Annotated in this window: 20 protein-coding genes and 1 pseudogene; 13 read left to right on the forward strand and 8 right to left on the reverse strand. The window is 33.9% G+C overall.

Going from position 1 to position 18,839, the window contains the following annotated elements:
• Positions 1-7 precede the first annotated feature (7 nt).
• From ACFCYJ_RS23995 to ACFCYJ_RS24010, 4 genes are read left to right on the forward strand one after another with little or no spacing between them, the layout of a single operon-like run.
• Entirely contained in the window at positions 8-217 is a 210-nt protein-coding gene (locus ACFCYJ_RS23995) for a hypothetical protein (RefSeq protein ID WP_376077969.1), read from the forward strand.
• Positions 214-939 carry an ABC transporter ATP-binding protein gene (locus ACFCYJ_RS24000; protein WP_376077970.1) on the forward strand — a complete coding sequence of 242 codons (726 nt, stop codon included), beginning with the start codon at positions 214-216 and terminating at the stop codon, positions 937-939. The genes ACFCYJ_RS23995 and ACFCYJ_RS24000 overlap by 4 nt, the downstream gene beginning before the upstream one ends.
• Complete coding sequence (locus tag ACFCYJ_RS24005) at positions 929-2,509, forward strand: hypothetical protein (protein WP_376077973.1); 1,581 nt, start codon at positions 929-931, stop codon at positions 2,507-2,509. The genes ACFCYJ_RS24000 and ACFCYJ_RS24005 overlap by 11 nt, the downstream gene beginning before the upstream one ends.
• The gene (locus ACFCYJ_RS24010; protein ID WP_376077976.1) at positions 2,506-2,886 is read left to right on the forward strand and encodes a GntR family transcriptional regulator; all 381 of its coding nucleotides are present in this window, start codon (positions 2,506-2,508) and stop codon (positions 2,884-2,886) included. The genes ACFCYJ_RS24005 and ACFCYJ_RS24010 overlap by 4 nt, the downstream gene beginning before the upstream one ends.
• 44 nt (positions 2,887-2,930) lie before the next feature.
• Here ACFCYJ_RS24010 and ACFCYJ_RS24015 read toward each other — a convergent pair whose 3' ends face one another.
• From ACFCYJ_RS24015 to ACFCYJ_RS24040, 6 genes and pseudogenes are all read right to left on the reverse strand, one after another.
• Positions 2,931-3,482 carry a GNAT family N-acetyltransferase gene (locus ACFCYJ_RS24015; protein ID WP_376077979.1) on the reverse strand — a complete coding sequence of 184 codons (552 nt, stop codon included), beginning with the start codon at positions 3,480-3,482 and terminating at the stop codon, positions 2,931-2,933.
• Positions 3,483-3,587: 105 nt separating this feature from the next.
• Positions 3,588-3,791 (reverse strand): annotated as a pseudogene (locus ACFCYJ_RS24020) (hypothetical protein); the annotation flags it as partial.
• A 129-nt stretch (positions 3,792-3,920) separates the two neighbouring features.
• On the reverse strand, positions 3,921-4,814 hold the full coding sequence (gene rsiV / locus ACFCYJ_RS24025; protein WP_376077982.1) for an anti-sigma-V factor RsiV: 894 nt from the start codon (positions 4,812-4,814) through the stop codon (positions 3,921-3,923).
• Positions 4,807-5,325, reverse strand: a complete 519-nt coding sequence (locus tag ACFCYJ_RS24030) for an RNA polymerase sigma factor SigV (RefSeq protein WP_376077984.1) — start codon at positions 5,323-5,325, stop codon at positions 4,807-4,809. The genes rsiV and ACFCYJ_RS24030 overlap by 8 nt, the downstream gene beginning before the upstream one ends.
• A gap of 725 nt (positions 5,326-6,050) precedes the next feature.
• Positions 6,051-6,974: a peptidylprolyl isomerase gene (locus ACFCYJ_RS24035; protein WP_376077987.1), complete on the reverse strand. Its 924-nt coding sequence runs from the start codon at positions 6,972-6,974 to the stop codon at positions 6,051-6,053.
• Between the two features lie 343 nt (positions 6,975-7,317).
• On the reverse strand, positions 7,318-7,491 hold the full coding sequence (locus ACFCYJ_RS24040; protein WP_376077989.1) for a hypothetical protein: 174 nt from the start codon (positions 7,489-7,491) through the stop codon (positions 7,318-7,320).
• Positions 7,492-7,667: 176 nt separating this feature from the next.
• Between ACFCYJ_RS24040 and ACFCYJ_RS24045 the strand changes: the two genes are divergently transcribed.
• The 7 genes from ACFCYJ_RS24045 (at position 7,668) to ACFCYJ_RS24075 (ending at position 13,790) form a co-directional block, all read left to right on the forward strand.
• A complete protein-coding gene (locus ACFCYJ_RS24045) occupies positions 7,668-7,922 on the forward strand; it encodes a hypothetical protein (protein ID WP_376077991.1) in 255 nt (84 codons plus the stop codon).
• A 145-nt stretch (positions 7,923-8,067) separates the two neighbouring features.
• Positions 8,068-8,412, forward strand: a complete 345-nt coding sequence (locus ACFCYJ_RS24050; RefSeq protein WP_376077993.1) for a VOC family protein — start codon at positions 8,068-8,070, stop codon at positions 8,410-8,412.
• Between the two features lie 418 nt (positions 8,413-8,830).
• Entirely contained in the window at positions 8,831-9,508 is a 678-nt protein-coding gene (locus ACFCYJ_RS24055) for a response regulator transcription factor (RefSeq protein ID WP_376077996.1), read from the forward strand.
• A gap of 398 nt (positions 9,509-9,906) precedes the next feature.
• Positions 9,907-10,944 carry a siderophore ABC transporter substrate-binding protein gene (locus ACFCYJ_RS24060; protein ID WP_376077998.1) on the forward strand — a complete coding sequence of 346 codons (1,038 nt, stop codon included), beginning with the start codon at positions 9,907-9,909 and terminating at the stop codon, positions 10,942-10,944.
• A 19-nt stretch (positions 10,945-10,963) separates the two neighbouring features.
• Positions 10,964-11,980: an ABC transporter permease gene (locus ACFCYJ_RS24065; protein ID WP_376078001.1), complete on the forward strand. Its 1,017-nt coding sequence runs from the start codon at positions 10,964-10,966 to the stop codon at positions 11,978-11,980.
• Positions 11,977-13,041: an iron chelate uptake ABC transporter family permease subunit gene (locus ACFCYJ_RS24070; protein ID WP_376078004.1), complete on the forward strand. Its 1,065-nt coding sequence runs from the start codon at positions 11,977-11,979 to the stop codon at positions 13,039-13,041. The genes ACFCYJ_RS24065 and ACFCYJ_RS24070 overlap by 4 nt, the downstream gene beginning before the upstream one ends.
• Entirely contained in the window at positions 13,038-13,790 is a 753-nt protein-coding gene (locus tag ACFCYJ_RS24075; RefSeq protein ID WP_376078007.1) for an iron ABC transporter ATP-binding protein, read from the forward strand. Before ACFCYJ_RS24070 ends, ACFCYJ_RS24075 begins: the two co-directional genes overlap by 4 nt.
• A 1,188-nt stretch (positions 13,791-14,978) precedes the next feature.
• On the opposite strand, the gene ACFCYJ_RS24085 is transcribed toward ACFCYJ_RS24075, so the two are convergent.
• Together ACFCYJ_RS24085 and ACFCYJ_RS24090 are read right to left on the reverse strand one after the other, a co-directional pair.
• Complete coding sequence (locus ACFCYJ_RS24085; RefSeq protein ID WP_376078013.1) at positions 14,979-15,722, reverse strand: Fic family protein; 744 nt, start codon at positions 15,720-15,722, stop codon at positions 14,979-14,981.
• Between the two features lie 38 nt (positions 15,723-15,760).
• Positions 15,761-16,048 (reverse strand): AbrB/MazE/SpoVT family DNA-binding domain-containing protein, encoded by a 288-nt coding sequence (locus tag ACFCYJ_RS24090; RefSeq protein ID WP_376078015.1) that lies wholly within the window; start codon positions 16,046-16,048, stop codon positions 15,761-15,763.
• Positions 16,049-16,576: 528 nt separating this feature from the next.
• Here ACFCYJ_RS24090 and ACFCYJ_RS24095 point away from each other — a divergent pair.
• Positions 16,577-17,113: an RNA polymerase sigma factor gene (locus ACFCYJ_RS24095; protein WP_376078018.1), complete on the forward strand. Its 537-nt coding sequence runs from the start codon at positions 16,577-16,579 to the stop codon at positions 17,111-17,113.
• Position 17,114: 1 nt separating this feature from the next.
• Positions 17,115-18,716, forward strand: coding sequence for a DUF4179 domain-containing protein (locus ACFCYJ_RS24100; protein ID WP_376078021.1), 1,602 nt, complete (start codon positions 17,115-17,117; stop codon positions 18,714-18,716).
• The last annotated feature ends 123 nt before the right edge of the window (positions 18,717-18,839 follow it).

The following is an 18,839-nucleotide window of genomic DNA, read 5'->3' on the forward strand; positions in this document are numbered from 1 at the left end:
TGCGAAAGTGAAGCGACAGCAACAAAATATTTTCTGTGCGAAAGCGAAGCGACAGCAACAAGATGTTTTCTGTGCGAAAGCGAAGCGACAGGTACAGATGTCTTTTGTATCGAAAGCGAAGCGACAGATACAGATGTCTCCCGCCACTTTATGGGTGATGAATACGGGTTTAAGTCACTTTTTCAGTAGGTGTTCAAACATTAGGTGTAATAAATGATATGGGATGAGGTGAAGAAATTGTTATCGATAGAAAATTTACAGAAATCGTATGGACAGCATGAGGTTTTAAAGGGTGTAGAGTTAAAAATTGAAAAGGGAGAAATACTGGCGTTTGTTGGTGGGAATGGTGCAGGTAAAACAACGACATTAAATTGTATTGCTGGATTAGTAGAACAAAATTACGGGAAAATAATAATTAATAATGTTTCGAAATCGCAATCGCTCGAATATAAAAAGCAATTTTATTTTATACCCGATACGATTCATGTATTTCCAAATATAGCTGCATATGATTGGATACATTTTGTTTTGAAGCTATATGAAAAGACTGATGATGAAAAACTACAAAACTTTATTAGCGTCTTTGGTATGGAAAAAAGTATTTATAAACCTATGGGAACGTATTCTTATGGAATGCTTCATAAGATTGCGTTGATTACTGCTTTTACAATTAGTCCGCCCATCCTAATTATGGATGAGCCGTTAAATGGATTAGATCCACTTGCTGTCGTTGCTTTTAAAAATTGTATGAAAGAGTATGTTGAAAAGGGAGGGACCGTTCTCTTTTCCACTCATTTGTTAGATGTTGCCGAGAAAATTTGTCAATCCACTGCGTTTTTAAAAGATGGAAAGATTGTCTTACATGAGCGTGTTGAGAAATTGCTAGTCGATGGGAGCTTAGAGACTATTTTTATGGAGAAACAAGCTGATGAAGGATAATATGCAATTAATCAAATTCTTTTTAACATCCTTTTATACAAAGCCAAAGCAGCCAGTAATTCAAGTACTCCTATTGATGGCATTCATTTATGTAGCCACTCAGTATTTTGTGCTTACTCTAAGTATTTATTTTATAGCGACCCCAGAGGTGTATTTATTTTATAATATTCTTCTTTCAAATGGTATGACGTATATATTGATTTCTTATTTTGCTATCTCTGTAGTGTTTAGTCAAAGTGATTTTGCTATATTTGCTCATTTACCCATTTCTGCGAAGCGGGTAGTGATGTCGAAAATAATAAGTGGAGTAACTTTACCGATGATGGTAGTAAGTATTCTATCAATACCGACATTTTTCATATTACTGATAGAGTTTAATCTAGGTATTGCTGTAAAATCAATTGCATTTTTACTTATCATGAACGTTTTAATTGTACTGTTCCTTCTATTTTTATTATCCATTTTGAATCATTATCGCAGTGTATTTATTAATACATCCTTGTATCTGCTTGTTAGGATGACTCTTATATTTGGTATTGGAATAAGCCCAATATTGTACTTTCTAATAAAAAATTATCATGCAATCAGCACTGTTTTAGTGAAATTAGATGTTTCAACAATATCATCTTTAAGTGTTTCAATTTCTGATTTTCTAGAAATAGGTTATCGTTTTGCAATGCAACAGTCATTGGTGGAGACGCTTTTATCATTAAATACGTTGATTAGTTTTATCTTTTTATTCGCACTATGTTATGTATTGTTTAAAGCAACTATAAAAATGATTGCGTCTAAGTATTATGAACATGGTTTGCTTGTCAGCAGAATAGAAAAAACGACCAAAGTTTGGGGGAGAGATATTCAAAGTAATTTGGTCAATTATTTGCAACGTGAATATTGGATTATCCAGTCTGAACCATACTTTAAAATGCAAGCTATTTTAGGGATCATTTTAACGCCAATTTGTACAATCATTTTTCTCGTACAGACGAATATTTTAAAGGCTGAATGGATTGTGAACAATGAATCTTTTCTTTTTGTCTATATGGTTTTGTTGATGAGTTGTATGAACAATATTAGTGGAACTCCTTATTCAAGAGAGGGGAAATACTATGCATCTAGCATGACGTTGCCATTTGATCCACAAAAGGTTTATCTAGCAAAAGTTATGACTTCATCATGTATCGGCACAATATCGGTTGTAATAAGCTATATCATTTACATGTTATTTGGTAGAGGCGATATTATTACGGGACTACATTTATTGATTACATTACTATTAGTCATTACGTATAATTTATTGTCCCCGCTTTATGATAGAAGGCATCCTTTACTTGAATGGTCTAATCCATCGGAAGCAATAAAATCAAATCCAACAGTATTAATAAGCCTGCTATATGGATTACCGCTATTAATTGTCATTGGGCTTCTCCATTTTAGCTTACTTACTTTCGATGTTTCTCCGTTGATAACAGCCCTAATTATTATGGTAATTGTAACTCTATGTACAATTACAGTAATCTATAAAATGTTTTTTGAAGGAAAGAATATGAAAGGATACGTAAACAATTGAATGTAAAGATAGATCCAAAGAGTAACATTCCTTTGTATCAGCAATTAACTCAGCAACTCCTTTTTGAAATAGCAAAAGGAAATTTGCAAAATGGTGACCCATTGCCTTCCATTCGTGATTTAGCGGCTGAAACAAACCTCAATCTTCATACCGTTCATAAAAGCTACAAGGAGCTTCAAAAGAAGGGAATACTCGCTATAAAACCTAACTCAAAAGCAATTGTTAGGAAACCCGCTGAGGCAAAGGGGGTTGACCTGCAACAAATTTCTATAAAAGTCGAACAAATAATGTGTGAAGCTTATATTTTAGGTATTAGCGAACATCAACTACAGCAGATATTTCATGAGAATTTGCAAAAATATTATTTTGAGCGTTAGGAAAGAAAGAGATGACTTCAGCAAAGTACAGAAGTCATCTTTTACTAATTAGAATGTATTTTATTAAACTCATCCTTGGTCATCCCAAAATAGACCTCGTCATAAAAGGTACCATTTGTATAAATCATATTTCTTAATCTGCCTTCCTCTACAAATCGTAGTTTTTTATGTAGAGCTATAGAAGATACGTTAAAGGAATAAACACAAATGGTTGCTTTCTGATAGCGAAGTTCAAAGAAATAATGCTTTAAAATCGTTAAAATCATATCTTTTGCATACCCTTTTCCTCTATGCGAGGGAAATACCGTTATAGCATAATCAAAGGTCCCATTCTTTGCATCACAACCAGAAACCTCAATTGTCCCCACGACATTGTTTGATGCATCCTCCGCAATCCAGTAAAAATCATCACTCTCTGTAGATACTCCTTGTGATATTTCATTGATCCATTCTTCAATTTGCTGATTTGTCCGAGGAAAGGCGATTGAATCAAGGTTTTTAAGTATGTCGTCATCTAAATTTTTAAATATATGATTGTCCTCAGACTTGGGCGACCTTAATCGTATTTTTTCACCACGCCAATAGGAAACTTTCATTGAAGTCATCTCCCTTTCAAATTGGTATAGTTAAATTATACCATGGGATTGTATGGAAGATGTAAAAGCGAGAAACTACTAAAAGAGTTCCCCGCTTTTACAATGTTATATTAAAAACACCGCCACAATGGTTGTAACCACAAGACCAATCGCCACGGGTAATAAATTACGCCTCGCAAGCTCGAAGGGGCTAACATTACAAATGGTAGCAGCCGGGATTAATGCCCAGGGAATGATTGTTCCTCCACCAACAAAGATCGCTGTTATTTGTCCTAAAGCTGTTAAAGTTGCAGTACCGCCACCAATAGCATTATCGGTACTCAATTAATTTTGAGCCTGGACTTTTTTTCTTTTATTTTATTGGTATATTTAGTAATTCAAAGTATACTCTTATTAAAGAATGTTTTTTATCTGAAAATTGCAATTCTCTACTCCAATTTAATGAACATATTTAGTACTTACAAGATCATTTTTTATGACATCGGTTGGGATTTCGAATTCCACTACACCCATATAGCCAGGCGCTACTTCATATTCATCGAAGGAGATAACAAGTTTACCTTTATCAGAAATATAAAATTGCTGGTCTGCGTTAATGGATGAAAAGTCATTGTCCATAAATTCTTCATCTGAAAGACCTGCGCCTTTTACCCAGTACACTTTTCTTGAGTTAGGTATAGCCATTTGTTCCCGCATTTGGTCCTTAATGTTTTCACTGATAGTTTTAATATAATTGTCATCTTTAAATAGCATTGGTAATGTAATTAGAATTTCATTTTTTTTATCAATTGTGTCATAGTGCATAACTGTAGAAGACGATGCAATTGTAGTGGTCGTATAGCGACCGATTGATAAGATTTGGTCATTATCTGTTTTCACTTCATAGCCGCTATCAACACCTAAAACACCACCTCCATTTGTTTTTATAACACCAACATCAGGAATAAATTTATCAAATAGAGCCTTACCTTCTGAACGATATTTTTCATTTAAAGCATTTGAAAGTTCTTTATTTTCTAGGTTTTCAATAGAAGGTACTTTAATGTTTGCATCGTATGTGTCTTCAGCTACTTCATATTCAGTCCATGTTAATACCGTGACAACACTACCAACTACTGGAATTTCAGAAAGTGTACGTGCCATTGCAGGACTGACATTTAAACCAGCTGTTAAAAGCATAGCAGCCGCAGCAGATCCAAGTAACCATTGAGGTGCTCGATTTTTTTTCTTCTTTTTACCTTGCTTAAGTGCATTTTCAACCACAAAATCAAGCTCCTTTGGGATAGGTATTTCATTATATTGCTTTTCTAATTCTTTTAATTTTTCATCCATGTGCTGTTTCTCCCTTCACATCTTGTAGTTGTATTTTCAAGAGTTTTAACGATTTATAAAGACGAGCTTTGGCAGTACTCAGCTTAATATTCAGGATATTAGCAACATCAGCGAGCTTTAAATCTTCGAAATAGTGTAAAATGACAACTTCGCGATATATTTGGGGTAACTCGTCCAACGCATGTTCTAAATCAACATTTTCATAGACATCCTCTTGAGCAGGTGTTAAATATTGCAATGTATCATCGTCTGTCACCTGTAAACGTTTATGCTTACGTAAAAAATCAATGGCTGTACGTACCAAGGTTTTATAAAAAAAGCTTTTCAGATACTCGACATTTTCTAGTCGATCTAGAGAAAGCATTGCTTTTTGAATACTGTCTTGTACAACATCTAGTGCGTCCTGTTCATTTTTCGTATAGTTATACGCGAGCAGATAAAATCGTTCTTTCTGTTCACGAATAAACTGAACAAACACCTCTTCATGTTGAAATGTATTTCTTGTTTTCATGTGTAAAGAAGCTCCTTTTTAACATTTTCAAATTGTATACTACTATTAGACGTGTGAAATGGGGGAAAAGTTATAGTTTGTGAATAAAATGGAATACCAATATCCCTATAGGAACTTTTGTGATGTAAATCCCTGATGTGTAATGATATGTATAATATTAGAGGACCGTTCTATTGGAATAGTTAGAGCTTTCATTTATACAAAAGCCTAAGTTTGTATTTATGCAGCAAAATATACCTTTTGATAAGTAAGTAAACTAGTTCAATTTTATCTCGAAACAAACGTTTTGAGTCTATGCTCTAAAAAAAAACATTTTTTGGGTGTGTGGTTGAGAAAATTAGAGGGAATTTATTCAGACCTTGTTATTTCAAAAGAAAAATTGGATGACTATGCTGACTAACTGGATTACTTAGGAAATAGGAGAAGATACATACTGTTCGGACAAGGATTAAAGATCCAGATTGCATTAGACAAAACAAATACTGGAGAGTTTACTGAACGTTTATTCTCATTAGAAAACCGTTCGTTTTATAAACCTACATTTGAAATAACATCAAAAGCAAGGAGGCAGCTTTTAAGCCACCACAAGCGATTTTGTTCGAGCTTGCGCAGAAGCAAGGCGGTGGAGCCTGGAAGAAGAATAATCCACATGCAATAGATTTTATTATTTCTTAAAGCATACAAAAAGCGTAAAGGCTTATGCCCTTACGCTTTTGTATGGATAATTATTTACTTTCTTCTGTTGATGTATCTGCATCTTCAGTCGTTGTATCTGTTTCAGCAGAAGCTAAAAACTTATCTAACGCTGTTTTTAAATCTTCATCTTTAATCTTGATATCAGCATCTTTCATCATTTTCGCTACTTTTGTTAATAGCGTTGAAGTATCCGCTTTTGCTAGCTTTAATTGCTTTTCAAGCTCGGCTTTTTTATCTTCGTATGATTCTTTAATCTCACGCTTGTCCGTCACTTCGATGATATGATAGCCAAAGCTAGATTGAATCGGATCGCTGATAACGTTTTTTTTCAATGCGAAAGCACCTTCTAAAAACTGTTGATCCATATTAGTTGCTTTGTTAAACCAACCTAAATCCCCACCAGTTGTTTGTGCTGCTTGTTCAATAGAATACTCTTTTGCAACTTTTGCAAAATCTTTTCCAGATTCAAGTTCCGCTTTCACCTTTTTAGCAGTCTCTTCATCTTTTACTACTATATGACGAGCTTGGATTTCATTTTTGGTTTTTTCGTATTCAGCTTTAATTTCATCATCTGTTACTTCCACATCTTCAACTAATGCCTTTTCTTGCATCAATTTAAGTTCTAGGGATTTTTTGTACGAAGATTCTGTATCTCCTTGTTGTGCAATGACGGTTTCGAAGTTATCGCCATATTGCTTTTTGTCAGCTTCTAATTGATCGTTTATTTCATCTTCTGTCACTTCATATTTCGCTGATAGTACTTTTTTAATCATTAGAAATTGAAATGCTTGATCTCCTATAGATGCTTTCATTTCTTCATATAAATCATTTTGAGTGATATCTCCAACTTTAGAAGTAGCGATTACTTCGTCATTAGTTGCTGAATCATTACTACAAGCGCCTAATGCAAGAATTGATGCTGCAAGTGTGAATGTTAATACTGTTTTTTTCATGGAATTCTCTCCTAACTTCTTGTTGTTGCAGTTGTAAAACAAAAACCTAGCTAATTATACTTCAGGACAACCAATAGATCATTTATTATTTTCCAGTAATGAAAAGCGCGATTTGTATATAAAGTATGAGTAATTAGAATAGTTTTTTGATTAAAGGTATATAAAAATAGTACAACAAATCAAATAGATTCATCTTCAAATGTATAGAAGGCATTATAATTTTCTACAACGCTACCTTCAACAGAAATTTCCTGTCCTTCAACTAAGTTCATTTTTTCTAGTTGTTCTGTAGAAAAATTATTTAAATTGATGAAATAATTTTTGCCATCTATTCCTTTAATGTCTATTCCATCGAAGGAGATGTCTTTAATAGTCCCTTTAATTTGTTGTTCCTTTTGAACGGATGCTTCGATTGTTTTTCAGCAGATGTAGCGCCTGCTTGCAGTGGCGTTAGAACAGCCATTCCTATAGTAAGTGCAGAAGCAATCATCCAAGTTTTTTTAATCGGTTTTTTCATTTTTATTTCTCCTTGTATTTTAAAAATTAGTTGTTACCAATAATTAGACGGTTTACCATTGAAAAAAGTTAATTATTTTAATATAAGTTTTAAAATTAAAGAAGAGAACATAGGTTCAATCCGTGATGGATGGTCCTTTTTTTCCCCACCATGTATAGAGAATAAGGGTAGATAAAATGAAAATATGGCAAATTTCTTTTGTAAATCTGTCTTTTTTGGTGACAAATCATCTTGAGGCACGGCATATAAATGCGTGTACCAGCAAGAAGGCTGTTGAGCGTTTAGATAAGAAGTCGATTAATTCATCATCTATAGAAGAAACAGCAAATAGTGAGCGTCCAGTACCGTTTTATAACTGGCTTAACGAGCGTGATAGTTTTATTGGATGGAATGGATTGTTTTGTAAAACGACTTCAAAAAGGGAGTTTTAGTATCTAGGTGATATTGCAAAATAACAGAAACAATGGAGGTATGAAATTTAAAGATCCAAAGAATAGATCATGTAGGTGTAATCGTAAATGATCTCTCTGCCCTAAAAGCGTTTTTTCTCGATTTTGGACTTGAGGTGAAAGGGGAATGGAAGGAGAGTTAATGGGATATGCAGTTGGGCTTAATGAAGTTAAAGTAGCGTGTGTAGGATTGGGAACGACTGACGGTCAGACATGGATAGAGCTCATCAAATTTTATACACCGTCAGATGAAAAAGATATTCAGCAACCCTTTGCAAATACACTGCGTACCCGACATATTGCATTTACTGTTGAAGATATTGAAGCTGTTGTTGCCAAATTGAATAAGAAGTGTACGGAAATCTTTAGTGAGATACAGCAATATGAAGAAAGTTATAAATTTTTGCTACAATATTTTGACCTAGGTGAAAGGCAGTATGGATTGATAATTGAAAAAGAATTAATAAAATAAAAGCGGTGTAATATGAAAATAGTTATTTCCAGGAAAAATACTTATGGATAAAAGAGGAAGCAGACCACTTGGTACATACAGATTATACCACCAGTAGTACAGATGGATCTGATTTTAATTGACAATGATAATCATTATCGTTATTGTGGAAGTAGACTAGAATCCATATGTCCACCTATTCGCATTTTAGGGGTTATTTGATTAATTTATGCCAGCATGAAGATACCTAATACACAAATGAGTGTGGTGTCGCGCCGTTTAACCATATCCAATGCATTTTATACATATTTGTTGTAAATTATCCCAAATTTATACTTATGAGTTGTTATAATAGTTTTTTAGAAATTTAAGATGTATATATCAGATATTCTTTTTTGTGATAAATTATTTTATGTAATGAAGTAGAGGTGAACCATAGGTGAAGCAGGTGTTGGTAATTAAGAATGAACGGTCTTTAGCAAAGAAAATCGGAAGCGGTTTAAAGCAAGAAGGCTATTTCATTTTAACACTTCACAATGAAAATAAAGGTTTAAATATAGTATTTGAGCAAGATTGGGATATTATCATATTGGATTGGGATTCGTTAAGTATATCTGGACCGGAAATTTGCAGACAAATACGGGCTGTTAAAACGACCCCAATAATCATTGTGACCGACAATGTGTCCAGCAAGGACTGCATAGCAGGATTACAAGCAGGAGCAGATGATTATATAAGAAAACCGTTTGTGAAAGAAGAATTAGTAGCAAGGATAAAAGTTATTTTAAGAAGAGGGGACAGAATCCAGCCAATCGAGACTGATTACTTTCGGTTTAAAGATCTCTTCGTGGATGCATCCCGCAATATTATGACAAAAGGTGGCGAAAATCTCCCGCTTACTAATCGCGAGTATGATTTACTTGTATTTTTAATCAAGAATAAAAATACAATATTGAGCCGTGAAATGCTTTTGAACCAGGTTTGGGGATATGACGTAGCAGTTAATCCAAATGTAGTGGATTTATATATTGGGTATTTAAGAAAAAAGCTAAAGTGCGAGAAGAAAGACAGATATATTCAAACAATCCATGGCAGGGGCTATTCAATGATTGACTAGTAAAAATAAGATAATAGGTCAAGTACAGTTTGTCACAGTAATCAATAATAAACATAATCGAAAAAAAACGAGTAAAACAGTTTCAACCAGTTTTGCTCGTTTTTTTTGTTCTATTAAATCTGATAACCAAACAGTTTCTAAAAGATATTTTAAAGAGACGGAAACTATAAAAAGAATACTTCACGTATAACTTTTATGTAGCCAATCTATGCTTGAACGCAATTTTTTTTATAAACTTATATCTTTCACAGGATTTTCACAGAATTAAAGACTATACTATTCCACAGAACGACCAAATGAAAATGATTATCAATAGCAATTGAGAGGGTAGCAATTACTATCCAATTCAATCTATAGAATTCATCATTCTCAAAATAAATTACATAAGGAGTATATGTATGAAGAAATCTATGTTTTTAAAATTTGTTGGTATTATCGCAGTTTTGACATTGATGTTAGTAGCTTGTTCAGATTCAAGTAATAAATCTAATCAAGAGTCAAAGTCTAATGAAGATAATGGAAGTAAAGAGGTTGCTAAACCTGCGACGGTTGAAATCACTGATGCTCATGGAACTGTTACTGTTCCTGTAAATCCAAAGAATGTAGTTGCTTTGGATAATAGAACTTTTGAAACTTTAGCTGATTGGAAAATTGACTTAGTGGCTGTTCCAAAGGATGTAATGCCTGCGGATTCACCATATGTAAAGGACGATTCAGTTAAAAATATTGGAAATCACCGCGAACCAAATCTTGAAATTATAGCAGCTGCAAACCCTGAACTTGTAATCATCGGCCAAAGATTTGCTGGCTATTACGAAGAGATCAAAAAATTAGTGCCAAATGCAGTTGTTATTGATCTTAATGTAGATGTTTCTGAGGAAGCTGCTACGCCTGGGGAAAACTTAGTAAATGGACTTAAAGATTCTACAATTGCTTTAGGAAAAATTTTCGATAAAAATGAAGAAGCTAAACAAGTGGTAGCTGATTTTGATAAAGTTATTGAAGATGCTAAATCTGCTTATAATGGAAAAGATAAAGTTATGAGTGTTATCGTTGGTGGTGGGGATATTGGTTTTTCAGCTCCTCATTCTGGACGTGTTTGGGGACCAATGTATGAAATTTTCGGTTGGGCACCAGCATTAGAAGTTGCCGATTCTACTTCAGATCATAAAGGTGATGAAGTTTCTGTTGAAGCTATTGCACAAAGTAATCCTGATTGGCTTTTCGTATTAGATCGTGATGCTGCAATATCTGGTGAAGAAGATTCAGTTCCTGCTCAGGATGTTATTGCAAACTCACCTGCTCTTCAAAAAACAACTGCTGTTTCTAAAAAACATATTGTTTATGCACCAGCAGATACTTACACAAATGAATCGATTCAGACTTATATAGAGTTGTTTGAAAACCTTGCAAATACTTTAGCTAAAGCTAAGTAGTGTAAAGGAGTATAAAATAGTGCTGAAAAATGTAACTTCTAGGGTTGAGATAAATTCTCAACCCCAGTTTTATAACTACAATAAGATATGGACAAAACCTTTTATATTAGCGATTATAGTTGTTATTATTTTAGGCATTATATCACTGTTTACTGGAGTGTATGATATACGTGGACAAGAGGATGGAATGGAGATGTTTTTCATAACTCGTGTTCCGAGAACAGCTGCACTAATGCTTACTGGAGCTGCAATGTCAATGGCAGGACTCGTAATGCAACTGATCACACAGAATCGTTTTGTTGAACCTACTACAACAGGGACTATTGAATGGTCAGGTTTAGGGCTGCTTTTTGTTTATTTATTATTTCCTGCTCCGACTTTAGTACTAAGAATGACTGGTGCAATCATTTTTTCTTTTATAGGAACTATGATTTTCTTTTTATTTTTAAGAAGAGTTAAACTTCGCTCGTCTTTAATTGTTCCGATTATTGGATTGATGCTTGGAGCAGTTATTTCTGCAGTGTCCACTTTTATGGGACTCTTTTTTCAAATGACGCAAAGTATTGAAACTTGGTTTGTAGGTTCTTTTGCGGCTGTTCAGGTGGGAAGATATGAATATTTATGGCTAATTGTTATCGTTACTTTGCTTATTTTTATTTATGCTAATAGATTGACTTTAGCTGGACTAGGAGAAGATATCGCAACAAGCCTTGGTGTTAATTACAACAGGATTGTTCTTTTTGGGACTGTTCTCATTTCTTTTGCAGTTGGAATTGTTGCAGCTGTTATTGGAAACTTACCTTTCTTGGGTTTAATTGTCCCAAACATTGTTTCAATGTTTAGAGGCGATGATCTTAGGAGTAATTTACCTTGGGTATGTGTGATAGGAATGGGGACTATAACTGCCTGTGACATAATTTCTCGAACAATTATAATGCCTTTTGAAGTACCTGTTTCTTTAATACTTGGAACAGTGGGGTCAGTCGTGTTTATTACTATTTTATTGAGACAAAGAAAACCAAGGAGGCACCGATGAACACATTGGAAGATAGAAATAAAGAAAATGTCGAAATCGATTCTAGCCTTCATAATGATAATAGATCAGCTAGGGCTTTTCGTTCTAAGAAGGAAGAAAGACGTTATTGGATTTTGCTAATAACATTGATTGCTTTGGGCATCCTTTCTTCATATGGACTTTTAGTTTATAACAATCCAGTTCCAGTAGATTCACCTTCTTTTATCCCAGTTGTTATGAGAAGGATAGTAGCTCTTGTTGCAATGATTATTGCTGCAGTTTGTCAGAGTTTGTCGACGGTTGCTTTCCAAACGATTACGAATAATAGGATTATAACTCCTTCGCTTTTAGGTTTCGAAGCACTTTACTCAACAATTCATACTAGTACAATATTTTTCTTTGGTGCTAGTGCATTGATAAATTTTAGTGGAATTGGATCATTTTTATTTCAAGTTGTTGTTATGGTCTTGATGAGTTTGATCCTTTATGGATGGCTGCTTTCTGGTAAATATGGGAACTTGCAACTTATGCTTTTAGTTGGAATTATTATGGGCACTGGACTAAATTCTGTGTCAACTTTCATGAGAAGACTACTTGCGCCTTCTGAATTTGATATTTTACAGGCAAGATTGTTTGGTTCTGTTAACAATGCAGATTCTGCATATTTTCCTATTGTAATTCCTATAGTAATAATTGTAGCATTACTACTTCTTGCTCATTCTAAGAATCTAAATATATTGTCACTAGGAAAGGATGTTGCTACTTCTTTTGGAGTTAAATATCAATCTAGTGTAATTTATACGCTTGTATTAGTTGCTATTTTGATGTCAATTTCAACAGCTTTGATTGGACCACTTACTTTCTATGGCTTTTTAGTAGCGACTTTGAGCTATCAGGCGGCGTCAACTTATGATCATAGATATATTTTTCCAATGGCTCTTGCTATAGGATTTTTGATAATAACGGGTGCATACTTTTTGATGTATCATGTATTCCATGCTCAAGGTGTAGTTTCAGTTATTATCGAATTATTTGGTGGAATAATATTTTTAACTGTAGTTTTAAGGAAGAGGGCTTTATGATAAAAATTGATAATGTTAAAAAGTTCTATACTGATAAAGTAAAAATAGGACCTTTGAATATTGAAATACCAAAAGCGGGTTTTACTTCTTTAATTGGTCCAAATGGTGCTGGAAAATCTACGACACTTTTGATGATTGGAAGACTTTTGGATATAGAGGAAGGTCAAATTCAAGTAGCTGATATGGATATTTCTGGATCTAAATCAAAAGACTTAGCAAAAATTTTGACTATATTACGACAAGAAAATCATTTTGTAACTAGGCTTACTATTAGACAACTAGTTGGATTTGGACGATTTCCTTATTCAAAGGGAAGATTAACAAAAGAAGATGAGGCTATTATTTCTAAATATATCGATTTTTTAGACTTGACTGATTTAGAAGATCGATATTTAGATGAGCTTTCAGGTGGTCAAAGACAAAGGGCATATGTAGCAATGGTTTTATGCCAAGAGACTGAATATGTACTTTTGGACGAGCCTCTGAACAACCTTGATGTTGCTCGTTCTGTTCAAATGATGGAGCATCTGAGACGTGCGGCTAATGAATTTGGAAGAACAATTCTGACTGTTATGCATGATATAAATTTTGCAGCCAAATATTCTGATAGAATTTGTGCTATGAAAGATGGACAAATTGCCGCTTTTGGAACAGTAGAAGAGGTTATGGATTCGAAGATTTTGACAGATATTTTCGAAACAAAAATAGAAATTATCGAAGGTCCTTATGGGCCAATCGCTGTTTATTAGTTACGAAATTTTTAAAAAAGAAGCATCTCAAAAAATGAGTATGCCAAAAAAACTAATAGAAAATTAAAATATTTACTGTAGCTGCATAGATCATAACAGCTACTCTAGTTGAAGTTGCTGTCTGTATTTTACAGGCGGCAGCTTTTTTAAATGCCATTGCCCACGAGAATGATTGAAGTATGTCATAACGAGAAATTTAGTGAAATTAGCCATTAAAAAAATCTGATTTCAAATCAAGCATTACTCAATAATAGAAAGGCTTAGGAGTTGTTCCTAAACTTTTTTGAGGTTTTAAATGAAAGAAATGTTATTTAAGATCATTGAGTTGCACAGGCAGCTCTTTTTTATTGAACTCCCATGAAAGAACTTAATCATCTTTCATTTTCTGTGGTGAAGAGCTGATTTTTGCGCCTCATGGATGGCTAACGGTGCAGTTTAGTTAAGCAACAGTAGTGAGTTTTTGTTAAGATGATGTTAGGAACAATTATCGATATCAAGCGTGGAGCATTCAAGCACGAGTGAAGCCAACACTTCTGCTTGTCCTTCATATCCTCGTGCATTTTGTTTGCCCCACTTGTTGCCGATACGCCATTTCGATTGATTGCCTTTACAGATTTTCCGAACGAGAAAGCCCATGCAGGGTGTAGCCCGTCTTTAGACATAGGGATGAAAGTGAGGTCAGACAAGAGATAGCTTTTGCTACCTTAATTGTCTGAAAGGGTGTTATCCTTCATGTATAGACAAGTAAAAGTCTTTAAAACACGCTCGTTCATTGAAAATTGGATATTGTATATGGTTCGATAGCCTAATTCATGCTATCGGTAAAACAATATGTGTCGTCAAGAAAAAGACGCTAAAACACATCGAACGAAACCAACTATACGTTATGGTAAAAGTAGCGTAGCCCTATCTGCTATATGCACTGGATAGGGAGGGGTAATGGGATACCCCAATCTTGAGAGCTGTTCAAAACAGAAATGGACTGCGAACGCTTAGTTACTCAGGAATCCCACTGACATTAGTCAGCTTGTCCCTTTAGGGGTGGGAGTCTCAATAGAGTTACTAATAATACTGTCAGAATCGATAGCAATATGAATTGTTTCCATGTCATCATGACCAATTTAGTATGAGTTTCTTCTTTAGAATATAAGCTTTTGACGTAGACTCTCTATCATTTCTAAGCTACTATTAGTCATCTTTTATCACACTCAAGTACAGATCTAACGAATCTTCCACTTCGATTGCAACAAGTTTGATAAAATCGTGATAGTCCTTTTGTGTATGTGCCTTATCTAACGCATCATAATAGGATAAACGATTAACAACCTTAATGACAACAGGGGGGAATTCATCCTTCATCAATTCTAAGTTGAGCAAAAGGCGTGCTGTACGACCATTGCCATCAATAAATGGATGAATCCCTACAAAAATGGCATGTAACATCGCCCCACGCTCAACTGGATGCAAGGTTTGTCCTTCTGTTTCATACCACTGCATCATTTTCTCCATCTCTTCTTGAATGAGGTAAGGAGCAGGGGGTACATGGGCTGCCCCAGAAATAAAGACTTGTTGATCGCGGTATATGTCAGCATAGTGATCATCTATTCCTTTTAGGACAAGACGATGTAGATTTTTGATCTGCCATTCGGATAGGGCTTCTTCTTTATGCACAATTTCCTCAACATATGCAATCGCATCACGGTGGTTTATAACTTCTAAATGCTCTCGCATCGTTTTCCCACCTACTGTAATACCTTCCAAAACGACTTTTGTTTCGTTCATCGTGAGTGTATTGCCTTCAATCGCATTGGAATTATATGTCCATTCCACTAGTAGCTTCTCACGTAAGCTCTTTAGAGTATAGGGTGGTAAAGGACGTTTCTTGTTTAATAAAGCTTTTTTCTCTTGCACGACACGAAGTACATCATTCATTGAAATCGCCCCTTCACGTTTAATTGGAGTTTCTTCTATTATATTGTGTCATCATCATTTAACGCACGAAAAGTTGTCCATCCAGTATTGTTTGTCGCTTCTTTAAATTTCTCCAATAATTCTTGCCCGCTGAAACCTTTTTCGATTAAACTCGCCAACAGTTGCTCCGCAAAATCATCAGGTACTTTATGAACCGGTTTAATGAGCAGTCCATCATCGACTAATTCAACTGTTACTTCTTCCTCCATTTGTAATGCATCGAAATAAACTTTTGGAATCGTCATCTGACGTTGCTTCGATATTTTTACTTTTTTTAGTTCATTCAAAGCAAAGACCTCGTTTCTATATAATGGTATTCTTTATTATAAATAAAATTATTTATAGAATAAAGAAATTAGATTGCGATATTTTAAATTGATTTCTTTGAATTTTAATAGAAATGAATAGCCGTTCAAAGACAAAAAACAATCTTTTTTAGACGTATGATTTAATTATTGGGATTGAACACGTTGAAATAAAGAAGTGACCTGCACCGGGTGCGAAAAACAATTCGTAAAATTAACTACAATTTAAAACCTTTGACCATCATAAATATTAAAAGGCTGTGTCAAACTTCCAATCATTGAGACACACATAAACACTTTTTAGACCGCTTGATTCTCATATTCAATGGGCGTTAAGGCCTAATTTTTCTTGTATCCGTTCCTCATGTTGATTTGAAATTAAGTTCGATAAGAACGTTTTGTGAATTTCTTGATCATTTAACGAAACCTTGTAAAAGTTTTTTTAAAAAAATGAACTATTTATAATGCTAAATTGTTACTTGTGTAGAAAACGGAAAAGGAGGTGGGATTGTGGAACAAATTAGCGATGAGAGGGTTTTGTTTCAAACATATTATAAAGACGTCTTCAGAGCTTGCTATTACATGCTTCAAAATAAATACGATGCAGAGGATCTATGTCAGGATGTATTTGCAAAAGCTTTGAGTGAAGATTTTCGAGCTATACAAAATCAAAAATCTTGGTTACTTAGTATTGCTATGAATATGTCTCGAAATTATTTAAAGAAAATGAACAGACTGCTTTTAAAAGAAAATTTTGATTTCCTATCATTTATAGGAGTTGACAATACCCAAAATATTGAGCGAACAATACAGCTCAATGAAAATAAAAGTGAGTTAGTCGATTTAATGAACAAACTGCCTGTTCGTATACGGAAGGTAATGGTATTGAAATATGTGCATGATTGTAAAGATAGAGAAATTGCTGAAATTTTAAAAATCCCTGAGGGGACGGTTAAATCGAGGCTTTTTAAAGGTAAAAAATTAACGAAAAAGTTTATCCAAGTAGATGAAAATTTATTATTTGAATGGAGGGATCATCGTGAGTAATATGGAAGATTTAATAAAAGAAAAAGTGAAGAGCGATCAAGTAGATTATCCTAATGAGAATGAAATGTGGAATAAAATCGTTCGTAAACAACAAAATCATAATTATAAAACTAAAAAACATAGCTATAAACCACAAGTTATATTAACTGCCATTTTGTTTACAATTGTTTTATCAGCCACACCTGTATTTGCTAAATATACAACAGAAATCTTGGACTGGATGCGAAATATGAATAGAACAGGCGTTATTACTTCTTTAGAAAATGGATTTGGACAGGAAGTCAATAAAACTGTAGAAAACGAAGCTGGTGTATTAAATATTCATAATGTAATTTCAGATCAAAATGGGACAACTATTAACTTTAGCTTAGATATTGATCACGATTTTCCAATAGATTATGCAGACTTCGAACAAGCATTACTCAAAATAAGTGACGGCAAAGAAATAAAGATGGAGGCTAACGCAGTATATAATCAGGAAACAGATCAATTAGTAGGCATTCTAAAAACAGATGAGGAAATCCCACACAACAGCGATGTTACACTTCAACTTGGTGGTGTAAAGGAGATACAGCAGAAAAGTGTAGAGTTAAAAAATGTAGTTCAATCGAACGCGTTCCCTGAAAAGATTACTATTAATCAAGATGGAATATCACAAATAGAATTCACTTCAAATGGATATCAAAACGGACAATATACATTGGATTATCTTATTGACCTGGAAGAGACCAATAACATAGAAGACGCATATGTATCTTATAAAATTCAAGATGAAACCATTGCGAGTTTTGGCGTCACTCATAAACGTCCTCAAGCAAATGTCATTAAAAGAAGTGATTCACTAGAGATACAAAAAGAAGAGGTAGAAAAATTAGGCGTATTTTTAAGTTATACTGATACAGTAAGTTATAAACCAGAAACGTGGAACCTAGATTTCCAATACAATCAGGATCTTGCTAAAAAGTCTACTTTTGTTATGGATATAGACGAAAAAATTGAGATAGGCTCTCAGCAACTTCAATTTAATGAGCTTGTCATTACACCGAGTAATATGAAGCTTTATTTTGATGAAAAATATACAGATTCTAACTCTAATATAGCTCATTTCAATTATCGTCAGTTTAAATTACGAATTGGTGAGCAAGAATTATTGGGAGATTATTATACAGATTATATTTCCTTTGAAACACAGGGGCTGATAAAGGATATTACAGATAAAGAAATTTCACTTACTTTAAATGATGTGAAGGTTTCTTATGAAGCTAAAAAGCAAGACAAAGTAGAGCTAACAAATATTTCTGATGTGCCAAAGACTATAAAAACAGAATTAAACGGGTATCCAATTGATGTTACCTACTATTCTAATGGTAATGATTTAATTGTTGAATCAGAAAGTAAGAACGAGCAATTTGGTGGTATCACACAAAATGTTATTTATCAGAATGGCCAAAGAATCTTTGCTGAAACTCGTTCTAATGATGGAGTGTTAAGAACACATAAACAAGTAGAAACATTTAAAAATATTAAGGATAAAGATATTACATTAAACTTCTTCCTTTATACTGTCAATGAAGATCGAGCTAAAACTATTATTTTACAGTAAATCGTTTGCAGTGTAGATTTAACTTCTCTCAGCAAGTGTTTTATGTAACGTAAGTGAAACGGCAGTTACAAGTGTTTTATGTAACGTAAGTGAAACGGCAGTTACAAGTGTTTTATGTAACGT

The organism is Lysinibacillus sp. NPDC056232, assembly GCF_042267565.1.
Lineage (GTDB): Bacteria > Bacillota > Bacilli > Bacillales_A > Planococcaceae > Lysinibacillus.